Origin of the sequence: Paenilisteria portnoyi (assembly GCF_014322795.1) — a bacterium.
GTDB lineage: Bacteria > Bacillota > Bacilli > Lactobacillales > Listeriaceae > Listeria_A > Listeria_A portnoyi.
This window is the reverse complement of the sequence record NZ_JAASTT010000023.1, coordinates 44,515-64,105: the sequence shown is the minus strand read 5'-3', so window position 1 is coordinate 64,105 and position 19,591 is coordinate 44,515. Positions and strand designations below refer to the sequence as shown.

General features: G+C 42.7%; 18 protein-coding genes. 7 read left to right on the top strand and 11 right to left on the bottom strand.

The window, feature by feature from the left end; translation table 11 throughout:
• Window positions 1-383: 383 nt before the first annotated feature.
• Entirely contained in the window at window positions 384-1,550 is a 1,167-nt protein-coding gene (locus tag HCJ66_RS13890; RefSeq protein WP_187133674.1) for an AI-2E family transporter, read from the bottom strand.
• 82 nt (window positions 1,551-1,632) lie between these two features.
• On the bottom strand, window positions 1,633-3,951 hold the full coding sequence (gene secA2 / locus HCJ66_RS13885; RefSeq protein ID WP_187133673.1) for an accessory Sec system translocase SecA2: 2,319 nt from the start codon (window positions 3,949-3,951) through the stop codon (window positions 1,633-1,635).
• Between the two features lie 430 nt (window positions 3,952-4,381).
• On the opposite strand from secA2, the gene HCJ66_RS13880 reads away from it, so the two are divergent.
• Complete coding sequence (locus HCJ66_RS13880) at window positions 4,382-6,187, top strand: LysM peptidoglycan-binding domain-containing protein (protein WP_187133672.1); 1,806 nt, start codon at window positions 4,382-4,384, stop codon at window positions 6,185-6,187.
• Between the two features lie 74 nt (window positions 6,188-6,261).
• On the opposite strand, the gene HCJ66_RS13875 is transcribed toward HCJ66_RS13880, so the two are convergent.
• Window positions 6,262-8,712 (bottom strand): right-handed parallel beta-helix repeat-containing protein, encoded by a 2,451-nt coding sequence (locus HCJ66_RS13875; RefSeq protein WP_187133671.1) that lies wholly within the window; start codon window positions 8,710-8,712, stop codon window positions 6,262-6,264.
• A gap of 228 nt (window positions 8,713-8,940) precedes the next feature.
• On the opposite strand from HCJ66_RS13875, the gene HCJ66_RS13870 reads away from it, so the two are divergent.
• A complete protein-coding gene (locus HCJ66_RS13870; protein WP_187133680.1) occupies window positions 8,941-10,131 on the top strand; it encodes a class I SAM-dependent methyltransferase in 1,191 nt (396 codons plus the stop codon).
• A gap of 53 nt (window positions 10,132-10,184) precedes the next feature.
• On the opposite strand, the gene HCJ66_RS13865 is transcribed toward HCJ66_RS13870, so the two are convergent.
• On the bottom strand, window positions 10,185-10,577 hold the full coding sequence (locus HCJ66_RS13865) for a hypothetical protein (RefSeq protein WP_187133670.1): 393 nt from the start codon (window positions 10,575-10,577) through the stop codon (window positions 10,185-10,187).
• A gap of 202 nt (window positions 10,578-10,779) precedes the next feature.
• On the opposite strand from HCJ66_RS13865, the gene HCJ66_RS13860 reads away from it, so the two are divergent.
• On the top strand, window positions 10,780-12,015 hold the full coding sequence (locus HCJ66_RS13860) for a hypothetical protein (protein WP_187133669.1): 1,236 nt from the start codon (window positions 10,780-10,782) through the stop codon (window positions 12,013-12,015).
• Between the two features lie 40 nt (window positions 12,016-12,055).
• Here HCJ66_RS13860 and HCJ66_RS13855 read toward each other — a convergent pair whose 3' ends face one another.
• The gene (locus tag HCJ66_RS13855) at window positions 12,056-13,090 is read right to left on the bottom strand and encodes an SDR family oxidoreductase (protein WP_187133668.1); all 1,035 of its coding nucleotides are present in this window, start codon (window positions 13,088-13,090) and stop codon (window positions 12,056-12,058) included.
• A 125-nt stretch (window positions 13,091-13,215) separates the two neighbouring features.
• Between HCJ66_RS13855 and HCJ66_RS13850 the strand changes: the two genes are divergently transcribed.
• Entirely contained in the window at window positions 13,216-13,650 is a 435-nt protein-coding gene (locus HCJ66_RS13850; RefSeq protein WP_187133667.1) for a MerR family transcriptional regulator, read from the top strand.
• A gap of 63 nt (window positions 13,651-13,713) precedes the next feature.
• Here the strand turns inward: HCJ66_RS13850 and HCJ66_RS13845 are convergent, their stop codons facing one another.
• The 5 genes from HCJ66_RS13845 to HCJ66_RS13825 are packed head-to-tail and all read right to left on the bottom strand — an operon-like array spanning window position 13,714 to window position 16,278.
• Window positions 13,714-14,124 carry a VOC family protein gene (locus tag HCJ66_RS13845; protein ID WP_187133666.1) on the bottom strand — a complete coding sequence of 137 codons (411 nt, stop codon included), beginning with the start codon at window positions 14,122-14,124 and terminating at the stop codon, window positions 13,714-13,716.
• A gap of 21 nt (window positions 14,125-14,145) precedes the next feature.
• Window positions 14,146-14,418, bottom strand: a complete 273-nt coding sequence (locus HCJ66_RS13840; RefSeq protein WP_187133665.1) for a hypothetical protein — start codon at window positions 14,416-14,418, stop codon at window positions 14,146-14,148.
• A gap of 21 nt (window positions 14,419-14,439) precedes the next feature.
• Window positions 14,440-15,366 carry an NADP-dependent oxidoreductase gene (locus tag HCJ66_RS13835; RefSeq protein WP_187133664.1) on the bottom strand — a complete coding sequence of 309 codons (927 nt, stop codon included), beginning with the start codon at window positions 15,364-15,366 and terminating at the stop codon, window positions 14,440-14,442.
• Between the two features lie 22 nt (window positions 15,367-15,388).
• Complete coding sequence (locus tag HCJ66_RS13830; protein WP_187133663.1) at window positions 15,389-16,054, bottom strand: alpha/beta hydrolase; 666 nt, start codon at window positions 16,052-16,054, stop codon at window positions 15,389-15,391.
• A gap of 14 nt (window positions 16,055-16,068) precedes the next feature.
• Entirely contained in the window at window positions 16,069-16,278 is a 210-nt protein-coding gene (locus HCJ66_RS13825) for a YdbC family protein (RefSeq protein ID WP_187133662.1), read from the bottom strand.
• Between the two features lie 170 nt (window positions 16,279-16,448).
• On the opposite strand from HCJ66_RS13825, the gene HCJ66_RS13820 reads away from it, so the two are divergent.
• The 3 genes from HCJ66_RS13820 to HCJ66_RS13810 all read left to right on the top strand — a co-directional run bounded on the left by HCJ66_RS13820 (window position 16,449) and on the right by HCJ66_RS13810 (window position 18,294).
• Complete coding sequence (locus tag HCJ66_RS13820; RefSeq protein WP_187133679.1) at window positions 16,449-17,201, top strand: threonine/serine exporter family protein; 753 nt, start codon at window positions 16,449-16,451, stop codon at window positions 17,199-17,201.
• A 32-nt stretch (window positions 17,202-17,233) separates the two neighbouring features.
• On the top strand, window positions 17,234-17,686 hold the full coding sequence (locus HCJ66_RS13815) for a threonine/serine exporter family protein (protein WP_187133661.1): 453 nt from the start codon (window positions 17,234-17,236) through the stop codon (window positions 17,684-17,686).
• Window positions 17,687-17,760: 74 nt separating this feature from the next.
• On the top strand, window positions 17,761-18,294 hold the full coding sequence (locus HCJ66_RS13810; protein WP_187133660.1) for an NADPH-dependent FMN reductase: 534 nt from the start codon (window positions 17,761-17,763) through the stop codon (window positions 18,292-18,294).
• Window positions 18,295-18,442: 148 nt separating this feature from the next.
• On the opposite strand, the gene HCJ66_RS13805 is transcribed toward HCJ66_RS13810, so the two are convergent.
• On the bottom strand, window positions 18,443-19,591 hold the full coding sequence (locus HCJ66_RS13805) for an ABC transporter permease (protein WP_187133659.1): 1,149 nt from the start codon (window positions 19,589-19,591) through the stop codon (window positions 18,443-18,445).

Below are 19,591 nucleotides of genomic sequence, written 5' to 3'. Positions count from 1 at the left end.
GTAAGTCACTTCGTTCAGTGCATGGATTAACTTCTCACTTTGTTCGTCCTTATATTGGTACTGTAAGTCACTTCGTTTAGTGCATGGATTAACTTCTCACTTCGTTCGTCCTTATATTGGTACTGTAAGTCACTTCGTTCAGTGCATGGATTAACTTCTCACTTCGTTCGTCCTTATATTGGTACTGTAAGTCACTTCGTTCCAACAGTACCAACAACAAAAAAAAAAACCGACCAGCTAGGGGGGCTGGTCGGAAAAAAGGAGTTTAAAGAATCGGTAGTTAGAAAAAGGGGGGAAACTAACTGCCGTCCTTGTTTACATTCTCTATATTACAGGGGTTCGATGAAATTTTCTTGTGTGCTTAATGAGAATTTCATTGGATTTTATTTCGTTGGCTTGTCTTCTTCTAAATAGTCGCTTTCTGGTTGTTCGCCGTATAATCCGGATACGCGTTTAAACCACGTGAACATGTGGGTCACAATGACTTTAAGTACGGCGTAACCCGGTACCGCAAAAATGACGCCTAGGATGCCGAATAGTTTTCCGGATACTAAAATCACGAATAGTATCGTAATCGGATGTACTTTTAGCGTTTTACCCATGACTTGCGGGGAGATGAATTTACCTTCTAATAATTGTACAACTACCCAAACGATAATCAGCTTTAAAAGTAACCATGGTGATGTCACGATTGCTATAATAATCGCTGGTGTAATCGCAATAACGGGTCCTAAGTATGGTACAATGCTCGTACATGCGGCAATGATTGCGAGTGTCAGTGCGTACGGTAATCCGATAATGATATAACCGATAAATAGCAAAATACCGATACAAAAACTAACAATAATCTGGCCGCGGATATACGAACTGATTTGGCCATTAGACTCGTGTAACACTTGGCGTGTATGCGCGCGTGAGTTAACGGGTAGCATTTTTAATAAGTAATCTGGTAGTTTCTTGCCGTCTTTTAATAGATAAAACAAGACTAGAGGCGTTGTTACGATTGCGAGTACAACTTCGGTCACTGTTCCAACAACGTTTCCGATGCTGTCGACCGCGCCACTTACAACACTTCCACCTTTTTCAGAGATTGTTTTGGTAATCTCGCTCAGGTTTCCTTGCACCTTGTCTTTTACTTGATCGAACAGCGGTGATTCTGAGAATTCATTGAACTTCGCGACGACTTTATCCCAGTAAGAAGGAAAAGTTTTCACTAAACTCACGATTTGATCTTTCACAGCTGGCACGATAAAACTGAAAATCAATACGATAATTCCAGTGATAATCACGTATAGCAAGGCAATCGACCAGCCTCGTTTCCAGCCCTTGCCCTCTAGCCAATCAATCAGCGGATTAAATAGATAGTAGGCAATTCCGGACAAAATAATTGGTGCTGCAATCGTTGCTATAATGACCATAATCGGGGCAAAAATAAATGATATCTTCGTTAATACATAAATGTCCAGCGCTACTAATAAGAAAATTAGCAGACCGAGTACAAATTTATTTTCTGTAATAAACTGTTTGAATTTCGAAATGGACTCTTTCATTCTCCCAACCTTCTTTCCCTTTATTTTCATCTCGTTGGGGACTATTATACAAGTAATCCCTTGAGATATCACGCATTTCTGTTTAGCCTAGTACGAGCCCTTCTGGATCTAGTTCCAATAAGGCGTGCGCAAAATAGAAATGGTAGCGGTCTTGGAAATTTGTAAATAGTTCTGCGCCTTCTTTTTGGTACATCACGAGTGGGTCTTGTTGCCCGTAAGCGCGTAAATGGATTCCTTCGCGGAGTTGCACCATTTGATCCAAGTGCATCACCCACATTTGATCCAGCAAATTCAGATAAACCTCTTTTTCAATTTGATTGATCGTCCCTGTTGGGAATTTCGTTCGTTGTTTACGATGCCAGAAAATGAGGGCTTCCACGGCTTCTTCTTGTGACATCAACGTGACTTGGTCAAAAGAATGTGGAAATTTCGTCCCGCCGAGTAACTCGCCCATTTTGGCGTAGCGTGCGTCTAAATCTGGCTCGCGTTCTGAGAAGACATCTTCTGCCACTTCCCGCAAAATTCGTTCAGAAAAGGCACCCAATTTATCGATGCTAAGCAGGCGGTCTCGCTCTTCGTATACCTTTTTGCGTTGGATATCGATAACCTCATCATACGCGAGCAGATCCTTCCGAATATCATAGTTCGAGCCTTCCAATCGTTTCTGCGCCTCAATTACCAACTGATGTACTTTTCGCGAATGCACAGGCTTATCGTCAAAATTATACTTCCGCTTCATACGACGAACATAGCTTTCCCAACGTTTGTTATCGAAATGATCCACCAATTCATCGTCCAGCGATAAAATAAACTTACTAAAGCCAGGGTCACCACGACGGCCAGAGCGTCCCATCAACTGCAAATCAATACGCCGACTTTCATGACGCTCCGTCCCAATTACAGCAAGACCGCCCAACGTATAGACACCTTTATCCAATTTAATATCCGTTCCACGTCCCGCCATATTCGTTGCCAGCGTTACCATGCCACGTTTACCTGCACGTGCAATGATTTCCGCCTCTTGTTCATGATTTTTCGCGTTCAGCACTTGATGCGGAATTCCGGCTTTCGTAAGTAGCTCACTGACCCACTCATTACTCTTAATCGAAGACGTCCCAATCAAAATTGGCTGCCCTCGTTCATAGCGCGATGAAACCTCATACACAATCGCTTCTCCTTTTTGCTCCCGCGTATAAAAAACTTCATCCGCGTTATCCACCCGGTTCACCCGCAAATGCGTCGGAATCACCACGACATCCATATTATAAATATGACGGAACTCCTCTTCCTCCGTTTTTGCCGTCCCCGTCATGCCCGAAAGCTTCTTGTACATCCGAAAATAATTCTGCACCGTAATCGTCGCTAGCGTCCGCGATTCCTCGCGAACTTCCACGCCTTCTTTTGCCTCAATCGCTTGGTGCAAGCCATCATTAAAACGCCGCCCCGGTAACGCCCGTCCTGTATGTGGATCAATAATCAACACTTCCCCGTCCAGCACGACATAATCCTTATCCTTATGCATCAAAAAATGCGCCCGTAATAGTAGCGTCGTAATCCGGTGAAGTGGCTGATGTTCCTCCGCATACAACGAATCAATACCCCAAAAACGCTGCGCCTTCTCGATTCCAGCGTCATGCAACCACACGAAACGCTTCTTCTCCTCGACCTCATAATCATCCGTCAACATCGTCCGAACAAGCGTATCCGCAACACTATACAACGTTAAATCCTCTTCCTTGCGATCCGAAATCAAAAGCGGTGTCCGCGCCTCATCAATCAAAATCGAATCCGCCTCATCAATCAGCACGAAATCAAGACTCGTCTGCACTTTATCCTCTGTCTGACGCACCATATTGTCCCGCAAATAATCAAACCCAAACTCCGCCGCCGTTCCGTAAATAACATCCGCCTTATAGATCGCCTGTTTCTGCTCCTTTTCAAGCCCCGAAATATTCAATCCAACAGATAAACCAAGGTACTCCAATACGCGCCCAATTTCCTCACGGTCACGTTTAGCCAAATACTCATTCGCCGTCACAAGATGCACCTTATTCCCCCGCAAAACCTCTATGTACATGACAAACAAAGAAACGAGCGTCTTTCCTTCCCCCGTCTTCATTTCCGCGATTTTCCCATCACCGAGCACGAAAGCCCCGATTAACTGTACCATTACAGCTTCCAGACCGACCGTACGCCGCGCAGCCTCTCTCACAAGCGCAAAAATATAAATTCGATCCCGCTCCGTAATCTCCCGTTCCTGAAACTTTTGCAGCCAATGTTGCGTCTGCTCCTGCAGGGCCGACTGATCCATCAATCTATATAAATCTTCTCGTTTCACTACCTCACGAGCCAAATCCCGATATGCTTTTACTATTTTTCGATCATCATATGTTTGTGCCATTTTTTATGCCTCCTAATCCTCTCCTATTATAACCTAGAAAGCCTTGCAAAACCAAGAAATTCACGGATTAATTTTCACATTAGATCATGATTAGTAGAAACAACTCAAATTCAATTGTTACAGTTTGATTAAATTTTTCTATTGCCAATTACCAATAGGTTTCGTGTTACGCAAGTCTATTAAAGCCATTGTATATTGATATACCCCGCTGTTTCCCAAGCTCATGCGCTCTATCATTCGATAAAACATGCGTTCTGATTTCTCTTCTTTACAACCATGTTACAGAAACGACCGCGTGTTCATGAAATAGCTCCAAATCCTGATTTCTCCATTTGTAATTTAATTTAATTCCCCGTAGAATGGGTATTACATGAGTATGTATATAAAGAAAAAAACCTAGAACCAAAAGTAAGAGAGGAGTTTTAAAAATATGAAAAAGGCGGCAATTGCAACGGCAACTGCAGGAATCGCAGTAACAGCCTTCGCAGCACCAACTATCGCATCAGCAAGCACGGTCATCGTACAAGCAGGCGACACACTATGGGGAATCGCTCAAAAAGCAGGTACAGACGTTGATTCTATAAAAAAAGCCAATAATCTAACTTCCGATACAATCCATCCTGGTCAGAAATTAGAGGTCAACAAGGTTACCGAAGAAACAAAGAAGGCAGTCAACGCAACATGGTTAAATGTTCGTCAAGGACCAAGCGCTGACAACAATATCATCACTTCCATTAAAGGCGGCACGCAAGTCACTGTGGAAACAACTGAAGCAAACGGCTGGAACAAAGTCGTATACGCAGACGGCAAATCAGGTTATGTCAATGGCAAATACCTATCTGATGTCACTGCTGTAGCCCCAGTTGTCGAGATAGAAGCGCCAAGCACACCTGTACAAGAAGAAGTAACGGAACCACAAACCAAAACACCAGTCGCGCCAAAAGCCAAGGCAGAAGTAACACAACCTGCTGTAGAGCAAGAAGTAGTAGCAGACGCGACAACACATAAAGTAAAAAGCGGCGACACACTTTGGGCATTATCAACCAAATATGGCGTATCCGTTCAAAACTTGATCGCATGGAATAATCTATCTTCCTCTTCCATCTACGTTGGTCAAACACTTGCAGTGGATCAAAGTAAAGCACAAGCTCCTGCTGCACCCGTTAAAGAAGAAGTAACCGCTCCTGTTGTGAAAGAAGAAGCACCGGAAACCGTTACAGAAACTGCACCACCAGCGAAAGAAGAAGTCAAAGAAGAGGCTAAAGAAGAAACTCCTGCTCCAGTTGCACCACCTAAATTGGAACAAAACGAAGCTCCAGTCGTTCAAGTAGATACAAACGCATCTACATACACCGTTCAATCCGGCGACTCGCTTTCTAAAATTGCGACACTTTTTAGCACAAGCGTAGCAAACTTACAAGCAATCAACAGCCTAACTGACGATAACATTGTTGTCGGCGACGTTTTAAAAGTGAAAGGTTCAGCACCAGTCAAAGAAAAGGTGGATAAACCTGACACTGAGAAACCCGCCGTAACACCCGAAGTATCGAAACCAGATACTAACACGACAACTAATGTGAACAAACCAAGCAAGCCGAATAAACCAGTTGTACAATCTTCTAATACGTCTAAATACACTGTCCAAAGTGGCGATTCTTACTTCACAATCGCGCAAAAATTTGGCACATCTGTAGCTAACTTGAAAGCACTCAACAACGCCTCAAGCGATAGCCTACAAGTTGGAGATGTATTGAAAGTAAAAGAAACAGCTTCCAACGTTAACAAACCATCCACTTCAAACAATAATAGCAGCAATTCGAATGCAAACACCAATACTGGTAACTCCAATAGCAATTCATCATCTAGCAGTGCAAGCTTCAGCGCACTAATGAACGAAGCGCAAAAACACCTTGGAAAACCTTATTCGTGGGGTGGTAATGGCCCATCAACATTCGATTGCTCTGGCTATACGAAATATGTTTTCGCAAAACTTGGTATTTCGATTCCACGTACATCTGGATCTCAATACGCAGCTTCCACAAAAATCAGCGCGAGCCAAGCACAACCTGGCGACCTTGTATTCTTTGATTATGGTAGCGGTATTGCACACGTTGGTATCTACATCGGCGGCGGTCAAATGATCGACGCGCAAGATAACGGCGTGAAAATTGACAATATCACATCTGGTTACTGGGCTAGATATCTTGTAGGATACGGCAAAGTTGCTAATTTCTAAACAATAAACGAAGCAGAATAATCATCCGTGCCTGGAAAACAGGTTTGGACGACTATTCTGCTTCTTTATTTTGACTAATTCGCTATTCTAAAATCAACTCTAACAATCTCTTTAAAGAACTGGTCCACACCGACTAATTCATACTGGCTCCCATCCTTTTTAACGACATCAACTAGGCCTTTTAATACGTAGGTTTTGGCTAACACATCCACATCCGCTTGCTTCACGACGACATTATTTTTCAATAAACGAACTCGCGAGATGGGACCATCAAATTCTCCACGGTTCTCCATTGTTCCTAGCGTATACACGTTAGGCGTCAAGCTCACCTGCAGCGCATTGACCTGTAACTCGATTCGAACCACTTCTTTATACCCCGCGTCCAAACCGACCACTTCATATTGGCTGCCATCCTTCACTACAATACTCTCCAAGCCTTTCATCGTGTAACTATCCGCTACAATATCCGCCTGCTTCACGACTTTACCATCTTTAAAAAGCCGCACGAAACAGATATTATCTTGAAATTTTCCCGTCAATTCCTGATCACCAACCGTATATTCTGGCACAGCTAAAATCGACCGCATTTCCAGTGGCATACGAACAACCTCTTGATAATTTTTATCCACGCCGATAATGCCATAACTGCTGCCATCATTTCGAATTAGACTCCTCATTTCCTTAAAGTTATAGTTCGACCCGACCGTATCTGCTTGCTTCAACACCTGATTATTTTTCAAAAGTCGCACCTTCGTGATAGCGCCTCCAAAATGGCCTTGATAGTCATTAGTCCCGATGATATACGCTGGGGCATCAAGAATTGGCTGGACTTTCAGCGGAATTCGCAATACTTCTTTATACGCCTTGTCCACACCGAGAAGTTCGTACGATGCTCCGTCTTCTTTCACAAACCCATCCACGCCACGGAATGTGTAGCTTTTGGTCACCTCATCTGTCTCCGCTTGCTTAATGACCACGCCGTCTTTCACTAACCTAACCTTCCAAACTGGCTCCCGATACTGCCCCGTATACAAATTCGTGTTCGTGTAAAGTGGCTTATCCTGTAAATAATACGTGTCATCGAGCGATTCAATATTCCCGCGAACCGCTTTTATAGTGTCCCCATTCCACGTATTCAAAACCATTCCGAGCTCTGTCAGCTTCACTTTTTGGCCGTTGTATTCCTTGTCACTCACCGAAACAAGGTAATCCAATCGAGTCGCCATCTCGATTCTATTCCCAATCAAAAGCAGTTTTTCCGTCGTCGAACTGACTGTAAAAAATGCGAAATAGCCGTTATCCACCAGCTTTCCATCCACCGCGAATTGATTATTTGTAAAAGCTATCCCGCCCGTATCCCCTTCAAAAATCCGAACTGGATAGCGAATATTGCCCTCTGCTCGAAACGCATTTTGCTCTAGCCGAATATTGCTCGGCTTCGTCACAATCGGCGCCCCGTCCTTCTCTTTTTCGCGGCTGTTAATGTAAACTAACGTGAAAATATCGCGCCCCTTCAAATCGATCTCGTTTCCCGTCGCGACAACATCCTTAACACCACACAGCCGAATTCCCGTGAAAAAAATGACATGTTCTTTATAAATTTCCTCCCCGTACTCCGCTAGAATCTTCGTATTATTCGGGTTGTAACTATTGACCCTGCCCGCCGTCAAAACATTATTTTTGATGATCAAATTCTCGTTTTTCGGACCATAACTATCGATCCCTGCATCATTCATCACATCAACCGGAATCCCTGCCTCATATTTCGTCTTGAAATGCTCATAACCATAGCGCTGCATCCAATTTGTAATCCGGTTATTCTCAATCAAAATCGGCTCGTTCTTCCCGCCATTAAAGCGATACATCTGAATCCCCGAGCGCCCCAGATCCGTCAAATCGTTATCCTCAATCCGGACATTCTTGCAAAACTCCAGCCCAATCCCGTTCTGCAAACCCGAGTTCTGAATCGTATTCCCGCTGATCGTTGCATTTTTCACCCGGCCAAGATAAAGCGCGGAACTCCCCTTCTTCTTCGCATCAATGATACAATTCTCGATTGTAAGCCCATCCATGACCTGATAATCATCATAATTTGCCTCATCATATGCCTCCCCAAAACTCACAAGACTCGACGCCTTCTGATCCACTGCATCATCCGCGTATGTCATTTTCAAATTTTCCAGCCGAATCGCATTCGCCGAAAGACGATTCGTCATTCCCGTCACCACTTTCGTGAAAATAAAGGTCGTATCGTGGCTTCCCGCCCCGGCAATCGTAACGTTTGACGGAATCGCCAATGTTTGACTAAAATAAAAATCCCCTTTTGGCACATAGATCATCGTAGGTTTAGCCTTATCCAATTTACGCATCACATCATTCCAATTAGAAGCATTCTGATCAGCAAGCTCTTTGTTGTTAGCGGTTACATATTTATTCATATCCAATTCGTTCGTCTCTGCCTGAATCCCCTGATGTCCAACAGTACAAAAAACAACAACCATCAATAAAAATAGTAACTTCTTCAAACAAAACATCCTCCCTATTTTTGGATACTATACCTTCTCCTGAAGATCCGTGCCTCGCCCTTCCTCCCTTCTAAAATAGCCCCTTCAACTAAAATCATAGCACACTACGCTAATTGAAAAGTTAAATATTTCCGCTTAAATCCAGATACTTATGAACGTTCTGTCACAATTTCGTTTCCGATTGTTTTATGATATAGTGGAGTTACTACTTTATAAATGAGGATGAAAATTGTGAATGAAATAACCGTTAAAATAAAGAAAAAATCAGCTCAAAGCTACATAAAAGGCTATCCATTACTGACAAAAGAAGCACTCGTGACCGTTCCTGATATGGAAGAAGGCGTAATCCTGCGCTTAGTCGATGAATCGGGCCGCTTTCTCGCAAATGGCTATCATGGCAATCAAAATAAAGGCATCGGCTGGATACTAAGCTACGATGAGAAACAAGCACTTGATCAAGCTTTTTTTGTCACACTTTTTGAAGAAGCTTTCGCGAAACGTCAAGTCTTTTTCAACGATGACGGCACAACAGCCTTTCGAATTTTTAATGGTGAGGGCGATGGTTTAGGCGGTTTAACAATCGATTATTACGACGGCTTTCTCGTCTTGCAATGGTATAGCCACGGGATTTATAAATGGAAATCGACCATCCTGGCTGCTATCAAAACGGCGATTACTGCGCGCGGTATCTATGAAAAACGACGCTTCGACGCAAAAGGTCAGTATTTAGAAAGCGATGATTTTTTAGAGGGTGACACCGCCCCAGAACCACTTATTGTTAAGGAGAACGGTATCAATTACGCGGTTTACTTAAACGACGGCGCGATGACCGGTATTTTCCTCGATCAGCGCGACGTTCGTAAAACGATTTGCGACACATACGCCGCTGGACGAACCGTTTTGAATACCTTCTCCTACACAGGCGCGTTTTCTGTTGCCGCTGCATTCGGAGGCGCCGCGCATACAACGAATGTCGACGTCGCCAATCGCAGCATCCCGAAAACCCGCGAGCAGTTCACCGTCAACGAGCTTGATCCAGTAGCACACACCATCATGGCCGAAGACGTTTTTCAGTATTTCAAATACGCGAATCGCAAAGAATTGGCATTCGATATGGTCATCCTAGATCCACCAAGCTTCGCCCGCACGAAAAAAACAACATTCAGCGTCGCAAAAGACTACGGAAAGTTGTTGGAGGAAAGCATCGTGATTACGAACCCAAATGGAATCATCGTCGCATCAACGAATTACGCTGGCTATGGCATGGATAAATTCAAACAGGTTGTGCAAGAAGCGTTTAAGAATCAAGGACGCGACTATCGAATTATCGAGCAATTTACACTACCCGCAGATTTCGCGACACGCAGCAGTTTTAAAGAAGGCGATTATTTGAAGGTATTGTTTTTGGAAGTGAGATAGAAAAGAACCTCCGATCAAGGCGTGTAGAAATGCCTGGATTGGAGGTTCTTATTTTATTCGGAAGTGCTTTGATTGGAGCAATCCAGATTAAATGTTTTATTTGCCAGAGTTTGAAATACAATAGCAATAATCATGAAAGCTAGGAAAATAAAACTTATCCAAAGATATCCATTTCCAAAATCTGTCCCTATAATCCATATAAAGACAAGCGAGAACCCAGTCATTGAGAAAATATAGGACGTAAACAAAAGGCGTTGCACCTTAGAACTCAAAACAGTCACCGTATTCTTATCCTTAATGTGACGCCATATTCTATCACTCACCATACGATGCACGAAATAGTTGTCGAGCTGTCCCTTCTTCATTCTTTGGGCACCGATAATCGTCATTGGAATTATGGATAGTATAGTGATTGTTAGCACGATAACGATAAATAGATGCCACATGCGTTGTTCCTCCTCTGCTTTCCATCTTTAGTTTAATCATACCTCAAAAATTGGCTCTCGTAAATAGCTCTCATATTGATCAACTAAAAAAATGATTGAACATAGCTTTAATTGAAAGTCAAAATAAACATTGCAATTTCACACCATCAATGTTAACCTAAATGCAAATGAAGTTAACAATTCTAAAAAAGGAGTACAAACCATGTACGATATAATAATCATCGGTTCAGGTGTCAGCAGCATCTTCACAATGCTAAAACTAGATACTTACAAAGAAATCCTCGCAATCGACGCAGGTCCTAGCATAGCGGAACGACTTAAAACCCCATCCACCACTGGTTTTGGCGGATTAGGATTATCGGAAGGAAAATATAATTTCTCTCCTGATTTAGGTAGCAGTTTAAGAAGTAAAATAGGAGAAAGACCGGTGCTCCAGTACTTATCAGAAGTAGAGAATATAATCAATACATTCGGCGGGGAATCTGCATTAACCTACCAATCCCACGCCGATATCCAGAATGATTCCTCCATCCAATTCTTAAATTGCCCAACCAAGCATCTCGGCACAGAGCTTTCGAAAAAAGTATACAACAATACATTTGCATATTTGTCTACTAAAATAGAATTCCTGTTTAACAACGCAGTGACCAAACTAGCTAAAACCAATGACACATTTCACATTACAACTTCAGAAAACAAGATTTTCCACTCCAAAAAAGTCATTATTGCCACCGGTTCAAAAAAGAATCCTCTCCTGAACAAAAGTTTCGAGGAATTAGGACTCACATACGAGCGGAAAAGAATCGACATCGGTTTCCGCATCGAAATGTTGAGCGAGACATTCGATCCTATTCTCAAAAATAATTTGGAAGTCAAAATGCGGAGTGGGAGCATGTACAGCTATTGCATGAACAAATTTGGACGGGTGATTAAACGCAATCTACACGGTCGCGTGACGCCAGAAGGCCAGAACTTTAGGGAAGACGCACCCACCAAGAATCTAAACTTCACACTTTTCCGTCCTTATTATTTTGATAGCGAAGCAGAAATGACTGCCTATCTCGATGCCCTCTTCTCCCAAATCAATCAAAATCAGGACAGAATCATTGGCTATCCGCTTTACTCGCTATCATCCGAATTCGATCCCGTCAAAGAAATCCAAGGTACACTGCCCTACGAATCGGATTTCTCAGCGGACATCCTTTTAACCGACTTACTGGAAGAAACCATCGCATTTTTCCAGCATCTAGAACAGCATACAACGGCTAAAATAGATGGAAACACGTTATTATATTGCTACGATACCAAGGATTTCGGGCCGGAAATACACACCGATAGCCGTTTTGAGTCGGATGTTCCTAATCTCTTTTTTATCGGTGATTGTTCAGGCGTCACGCATTCCTTGTCACACGCCTTCCTTGTCACACGCCGCCTCTAGTGGATTATACCTCGGCGACGCGCTAGGCTAAATGCAGGAGTTACTCGCCAATAATCCCGTAGGCCACCATATTATCCACCGTAGCCAAAATAGTTTCCTCATTAGTTCCAATCGGCTCCCAGCCAAGCATTTCCTTCGCTTTTTCATTACTCACATTCCGATTCATCTGCAAAAGTAGCGATCCTTCACGCGCCTCTCTGTTAAATAAAGCGGCAAAACGAAGCAACCAATTCGGCATCGTTTTTGTGGATACCTTTGTCGCAAGGCGTGGACGCTTACTTCTTAAAAGTGCCGCCATTTCTGGCATCGATATTTGACCGTCTGCCGAAGCTATGAATCGCTCTCCATTGGCGCTAGGCGTTTCCATCGCACGAATATGCAGATCGGCAACATCACGAACATCCACAATATTAAGCGGTATATTAGGAATAGATTTCATCGAACCGCTGAGGATATTCTCCACGATAACGAAGCTTCCAGAAATATGCGAACTCAGAGATGGCCCCAAAATAGCGACAGGATTGATGGTCGCAAATTCTAATTCTCCGCCTTGCGTCTTCACGAAATCCCATGCAGCCTTTTCTGCGAGTAATTTTGATTTTTCATATACAGATAGCCCTTTTTCATCCGGATTTGTCCAGTTTTTCTCCGTTGTGACCGTACTCAAATCTTGGTTGCTAAACCCAACGGCTCCAAAATTGGAAGTCATAATGACGCGTTTTACACCAGCGTCTCGTGCTGCTTTTAACACGCGAATAATTCCCTCTACAGCCGGTCGTATCATCTCTTCCTCGTTTTTTGGAATCGTGAAAAAGACAGGGGACGCAACGCTAAGTACATAGTCACACCCACTCATTGCCTCCTTCCAATTATCATCTTTTGATAAATCTGCCTCCACAAAAGTAAGCCTATCAAGCGTTGTAATACCGTTAGCTCCTAGCGTTTCCAACACTTTGTCCTTACTTTTCAGGGAACGTACCGTTGTTTTGACATTGTACCCTTTTTGTAATAATTGAAGAATCATTTGTGTACCAAGAAAACCAGTACCACCAGTCACTAAAACACTTTTTTTCATATTCCTTACCTCCATCGTATCTATTTTCCACTTGCTAATCAAGCAGATATGAACTATATTAAGAATAAAACCTAGAGTAGTGTCTAGGTCAAGCATTTTATTATTTATTTCGAGAGGAGATTGACATGACCTATTCCATCAAAGAAGTATCCGAGCTGTTCGGGCTATCCATCTACACGATTCGTTTCTACGACAAACAAGGCCTATTGCCATTTGTTTCAAAGAATGAATCCGGTCACAGAGAATTTACCCCCTCAGATTTGGCTTTTATTCAGACCATTTGTTGCTTGAAAAATACTGGCATGCAGATTAAAGATATCCGGAAATATATTGATTTTTGCATGGAGGGAACGAGTACGATTGCTTCACGAAATGCGCTTCTTTCCAAACATCGTCAAACAATCCTCGAGCAGATAACCGCATTACATGATAATCTCAAGGAAATAGATGCCAAAATTGATGTATATAGTTCTCCAGATGCCGTCGAAATTATCAATGCTCAAAGAAGTTTTGTCGCGAATGAAAAATCAGAACATCGCTTAACAAATCCTTTCGCATAAATCAAAAAAGGTAGTATCATTCATGGCTTTTAGCTCCACGAATGATACTACCTTTTCATCTATTTACGCTGCTTGAAAATTCAGCTTCCAGTTCACACCAAAACGATCCGTCACCTCAGCATAACTAGCGCCCCAACCAGTTTCTTGAATTTCCAATTTTACAGTTCCGAGTACGGCTAAACTAGCAAATGCCGTTTCAAATTCTGCTTTTGTATCCGCAAAATAAGTAACAGACACTTGGTCTCCGCTTGTAACTTCACCAACTGGTATATCACTGACGTAAAAGAACTCCACGTCATCTTTCGCCAGACGAGCATGCGCCACCTTTTTCCCTTGTATTTCATCCCCAGAAAAGTTAGGTAACATGCTATACAAGTTTTTCATCGTTACGTCTAAATCAAATACACCTTGATAAAATGCGATTGCCTCATTTGCATCACCATTAAACGTTAAGTACGAGATTGTTTTAGCCATTTTTTCTGCCTCCTCCTTATTTTACATCTGTTTTTTTGCCATTTGCAGCCACTTGATTTGGACAATGATATCATTTCGATCAGTTAAATCAAATAATGGCACCGTTTTGCGCGTCATATTAAATACATACCAACCGACCACCGTCACCACAATAATAATAAGCGGCCACCATGTTTTCAAAATTATAATCGCGCTTGTACTAAAAAAGACGACTAATAACGCTTTCGTTGCCTGCTGAGAGTATTTATGTTGCTCATCTTCAACCTCCCGTTTCTGCCATAAAAAAGCACCCAATTTCTCAGGCGCCTCCTTATCTTACTTCAAAATCAGCTTTCCAGCCACTTGCTTCTTATCAATCAACTGATGCGCACCAATCACGCCACGTAAGTCGAATGTCAGCACTTCCGCTGTTTTGAGTTGTAATTTATGCGAACGGTATAAATCAGCTAAGTATCCCAAAGCTTCTTTATCCTTCATGTCTTTCGAACGCTTCATACGGATCGCTTTGACTTTCTTCTCGTCCGCGTTTTCTGGCAAACTTGTTAGCGAAACGTAACGTCCGCCTCTTTTCACGTAGTGTAGCCCTTCCGCTGCACCCTTACCGCCAAAACTCATGTCTAACACAACATTCGCTTTATTGTGCAACACTTGCGATAAATCATCGCGATCATAGGAGAAAACGTGGTCAGCGCCTAATGCACTCACGTAATCCGCATTTTTACTGCTCGCTACGCCAATCACTTTGTGGCCTTGTTCTTTCGCGATTTGGACAGCTATCGAACCAACTGCTCCTGATGCTCCGAGAATGATTAGTTTTTCGCCTTTTTTCAGCTTGGCGACTTGAAGTGCGTAGTAGGCTGTAATTCCAACTGATGCTAGTCCTGCCGCTTCCTCAATGCTCATCTCTTTCGGTTTTTTCACGACATTGTAGCTTGGAGTCGCGACATATTCGCCGTAACCGCCAATTGCTGGATGCCCAATAACAACATCTCCGACCGCGTAATTCTTCACTTTAGAACCGACCTCGGTAATTTTGCCGACAATGTCACTTCCTGGAACAATTGGGAATTCGAGTGGACGCATCTTTTGCATCGCACCTGATCGTAGTAAGCCATCGTAAGGATTGACTCCTGCCGCTAAAACTTTGATTACTAAGCCTTTTTCACTTGCTTTTGGTTGCGGTAACTCTAATTCTTCAAATACTTCTGGCTCGCCAAATTTTGTGAAACCTAATGCTTTCATCCTGTAAAACCTCCATGTTTGTTTAACTATTTTCTTTTTTCGGCGCTGGATTATCAACTTCGACTTTCGTAAACCAATCTAGAACCATCTCTGCTTCCTCTGCCGTGACATTATGCACCACATCAAAAGTCTGATACGTCACATCATCACTGAGACTTTCAAAATATTTTGCCGTCCGCTCGCCTTCTGTGACGGGGAATATAGGGTCTTTGGTACCATGCCCTATAAAAATACGTTTTGACTTCAATAGTAAATTTTTCGGTCCCTCTTCTAAAAAAGAAGGTAATTTTGCGCTTAGGAAAACACCACCGTGATACATACCACCATTTTTCACAAACTCCGTCATGGCAACAATTCCGCCTTGATCAAAGCCAAACAGATACATTTTTTTGCGGTCAATCGATGGGTACTGTTTCAAAATAGTCTCCACAAATTCGTGAACGTTGTTTGCTGCATATGAAACCGTCTTTTCACTAGGTTCACCGTCTAATACCGGTTTATAGTAAGAGTACCCTGGACCTTGTTGCACGCTGCCTCGAATGCTGACAATGACAAAACGATCCATTATTGACTCCAATGTCCCCGGCATATCTAGTTCGTCTGCTCCAATTCCGTGAAGTGTAAAGATGGTTGGAAACGTATCCTCCACCTTACGATCAATTGGCTCAAAAATATCATATGCAAACATAAACAATTCCCCCGTTACTTCGCTAACTCAGCGATTTTTTTAAACTCTTCCTCCGTGAGCGTGATGCCTTTGCCCATTTTCTCATTGCCTGGCGCCCAGTCCCGAATATCGTATTTCGGTGCGCGGCCATTCCAACTAATCAGATTGACCTCTCTTCGCCATCCCTTCGAATTCTCCGACAAAACACCAATATGCTCTACAATTTCATATTCAATACTGCTCATCTGCCAAAACTCCTTTATTAAATAATGCTCCATAGTTCATACTAACAGATATTTACCCTCAAATCGCCTCTTAGAATCGCATTTTATGAAAATCTTTTTATTTTAACTAGAAATATCGTCGTAGTTGCGTTAGGATGGGATTAGAGACTAGATAGAACGGAGGTTGAATGATGGAAGAAACTCCTCAAGATTTTTTACTGGATACGTGTTTATTGGCGGGAAAAATTATGATGGAAAGCGGTGCGGAGATGTACCGCGTGGAAGATACAATGAGTCGAATTGCAGAGGCTGGTTCGGCCGCAAAAGGCATTAGTTTTGTGACGCCGACTGGTATTTTTATGGCTTTACAAGGTGGTTCGGCAGTCAAAATGGAACAGATTCCGACGCGGACGATTGATTTGGAGAAAGTTTCGAAGGTTAATGATTTGTCGCGCGAGTTCACGATGAAGCAGATTTCATTAGGGCAGTTTTATACGCGATTACGTTCACTGGACAAAGAAGTGAAATTCTTCCCCATTTGGTTACAGATTGTTGCGGCTGCGGTTGTTAGCGGGACGCTGATGATGATTTTCGGCGGGGTCTGGAAGGACTTATTGACCACTTGTATTATTGGCGCGATTGGATTTGTGATTTTTTATTACGGAACGGAATTTTTCAAAGTGAAATTTTTGGCAGAGTTTTTGGCCGCGTTTACGGTTGGCTTATTGGCTGTCTTGGCGATTTCCATTGGCTGGGGCGTTAGTTTAGATAAGATGATTATCGGTGGCGTGATGCCGCTAGTACCAGGCGTTCCGATTACAAATGCCGTGCGTGATTTACTTGCAGGACATCTGTTATCAGGAATGGCACGCGGAACAGAAGCATTGATTACAGCCGGAACGATTGGAATTGGGATAGCGGTTGTATTTCGGTTTTTTGGATGAAACCGCCAGTTTAGAAGTAAGGAGGAGAAAAAATGTTTTGGACTATACTTATGCAATTGGCTTTTAGTTTCCTAGCCACACTCGCATTTGCTATCATCACCAATGTTCCTCGCAGATCGCTCATTGAATGCGGTCTAACAGGTACATTTGGCTGGATGACATATTGGATTTTGATACAACTTGAAGCTGGCACGACAATGAGTACGCTCGCCGGTGCTTTCGTTGTCGCCATCGCTAGTTTCTTCTTCGCAAAATCAAAACGGTTACCTGTCACTATTTTTAACGTTCCTGGCATTGTTCCACTTGTACCTGGTGGTCTCGCGTATCAAGCTGTTCGGAATTTCGTGCTTGGTGATTACCTCGAAGCGATTTCTTTTTCGGTACGTGTCGCTTTAGTTGCTGGCGCGATTGCTGCAGGACTTGTACTTTCGGAAGTTTTAAATCACAGTATCCGTCGTTTTCGGGAACATAAAGAAAATATTTGAGTATAAATCATTGACTTACTTTTTGTAAGTTGTTAATATTAAATTATTAACTTAATGAAATGAGGAATATAACAATGAAAGTAGCCATTTTAGTAGGTAGTTTAAGAAAGCACTCGTATAACAAAACATTAGCAGAATTTATTCAAAAACGTTACGCTGACAAGTTGGATAGTGAAATTTTAGATCTGAACTTGCCGCTTTTCAATGAGGATTTGGAATCAGATTTACCAACGGATGTCGCGGCTTTTAAAGAAAAAGTTCGAGCAGCGGATGCCGTATTATTCGTGACACCTGAATATAACCATTCGATTTCTGGTGTACTGAAAAATGGAATTGACTGGGCGAGCCGGATTACGCCGGACTTGACGGAGAAGCCTGGGTTTATTGTTGGTGCTTCAATGGGCGGTCTTGGAACGGTTCGGGCGCAGATGCATTTGCGTCAAATTTTGGATACGATGGGAATGCGCATTTTGCCAGCAAATGAAGTTTTCATCAGTTCGGCTCATACAAAATTTGACGAAACTGGTGCGCTAGTCGATGAAGGCACGGTTGCTTTTATCGATTCCGTCGTTCAAAATTTTGTGACTTTTTATGAACGTAATAAATAAATGGTATGCAGAGCAGGATTATTCTTGCTCTTTTTGCGGAGGATTTTACAGTCAGTATCGCGCTAAATAGTGAGATGGACCTCGCGACGATTTCTAATTGGATTGAAAAAAATTCGGCGATACCTCGCAATTGAGGATCGCCGAATTTTTATACAAATGAATTAACTCGATTATTTTTTGTAAATTTGTAGCTGGCGATGCAGAAGAACAGCAACGCGTAGCCAAGTATAATTGCAATATTTAAGCTAATGGAACTCAAATTACCGTTTTCTTGTAGTGTCGTGATTGCGTTCATCACCCAGTACTGTGGCAGGAATTCCGCGATTTTTTGCATGAATGCTGGCATAATTTGAACTGGAATTAGCGCTCCAGAAAGCAGACTTGTAAGCGTGAATAAAATCATCTGTAAACCGCTGACACTTTTTCTGCTCGTCGCTGTGAAGCCCAGTGCGAGTGAGAGCAGGACTGCCATAATTGAGAAGACGAACAGTACGCCGAATAGCGCAAAATAGGATACGCCAGGATCAATACGGAACACGAATCGCATTGCCGTTAAACAAATGATGACTTCTGTCACAACGACTGCTAGTGAAAACAGTGCGTTACCAAAAAGATACGCTTTACTGCTAAGCGGCGTCGACATCAATCGATAAAACGTGCCATCTTCTTTCTCCTGCAAAATTAGTTCGCCGAGATTTCCAGCGGCGTAGAGTAACATCATACATAGAAAACCGAGGATTTGCATCGACATCATCAATACCACATCTTGTTGATTGCTTGTCGTTTTTTGCGTCACGCTAATTTGAGAATGATCAAATATTTTTGCATATGTCGAGAAATCTTGCCCACCTTTTTCGCTCGCCTCAATCATCGTCATCATATTGCCAAGCGAGGCATCCACAGTTCTTTTCACTGCTTTATTCACCGTATCGCCTTGCATCGATTTCACCTTAATATGTTGCGGATCGAGTGCCGCGATACTTTTTTCTGATCCTTTTTCAAAAATAACGAGAGCATCCAATTGTCCGCCAGTCAGTTTCTTGTCCCCGTCTGCTTTCGAAACCGACTTCACAGAATCGCTATCCTCTTTCATCCACGTCACCATCTGGCTCGTATAAACGCCAGGATCCTCATTCACCAAACCAATTTTTAGCGCCGTCGTTCCAGATTGAGCACCGTATGAAAGAAAATAGATTAAAATGCTCAAAATCGGCAAGCCTATAATCATAATCAATTTTGCTTTACTTTGCGTCAGGCTTCTTAAATTGTGCCTGAATATCCAACCAATTTGCTGCAT

Coding starts and splice junctions, on each gene's coding strand:
- HCJ66_RS13890 (WP_187133674.1), bottom strand. CDS start 1,550: ATGAAAGAGTCCATTTCGAAATTCAAACAGTTTATTACAGAAAATAAA.
- secA2 (WP_187133673.1), bottom strand. CDS start 3,951: ATGGCACAAACATATGATGATCGAAAAATAGTAAAAGCATATCGGGAT.
- HCJ66_RS13880 (WP_187133672.1), top strand. CDS start 4,382: ATGAAAAAGGCGGCAATTGCAACGGCAACTGCAGGAATCGCAGTAACA.
- HCJ66_RS13865 (WP_187133670.1), bottom strand. CDS start 10,577: ATGTGGCATCTATTTATCGTTATCGTGCTAACAATCACTATACTATCC.
- HCJ66_RS13860 (WP_187133669.1), top strand. CDS start 10,780: ATGTACGATATAATAATCATCGGTTCAGGTGTCAGCAGCATCTTCACA.
- HCJ66_RS13855 (WP_187133668.1), bottom strand. CDS start 13,090: ATGAAAAAAAGTGTTTTAGTGACTGGTGGTACTGGTTTTCTTGGTACA.
- HCJ66_RS13850 (WP_187133667.1), top strand. CDS start 13,216: ATGACCTATTCCATCAAAGAAGTATCCGAGCTGTTCGGGCTATCCATC.
- HCJ66_RS13845 (WP_187133666.1), bottom strand. CDS start 14,124: ATGGCTAAAACAATCTCGTACTTAACGTTTAATGGTGATGCAAATGAG.
- HCJ66_RS13835 (WP_187133664.1), bottom strand. CDS start 15,366: ATGAAAGCATTAGGTTTCACAAAATTTGGCGAGCCAGAAGTATTTGAA.
- HCJ66_RS13830 (WP_187133663.1), bottom strand. CDS start 16,054: ATGTTTGCATATGATATTTTTGAGCCAATTGATCGTAAGGTGGAGGAT.
- HCJ66_RS13825 (WP_187133662.1), bottom strand. CDS start 16,278: ATGAGCAGTATTGAATATGAAATTGTAGAGCATATTGGTGTTTTGTCG.
- HCJ66_RS13820 (WP_187133679.1), top strand. CDS start 16,449: ATGGAAGAAACTCCTCAAGATTTTTTACTGGATACGTGTTTATTGGCG.
- HCJ66_RS13815 (WP_187133661.1), top strand. CDS start 17,234: ATGTTTTGGACTATACTTATGCAATTGGCTTTTAGTTTCCTAGCCACA.
- HCJ66_RS13810 (WP_187133660.1), top strand. CDS start 17,761: ATGAAAGTAGCCATTTTAGTAGGTAGTTTAAGAAAGCACTCGTATAAC.
- HCJ66_RS13805 (WP_187133659.1), bottom strand. CDS start 19,591: ATGCAGCAAATTGGTTGGATATTCAGGCACAATTTAAGAAGCCTGACG.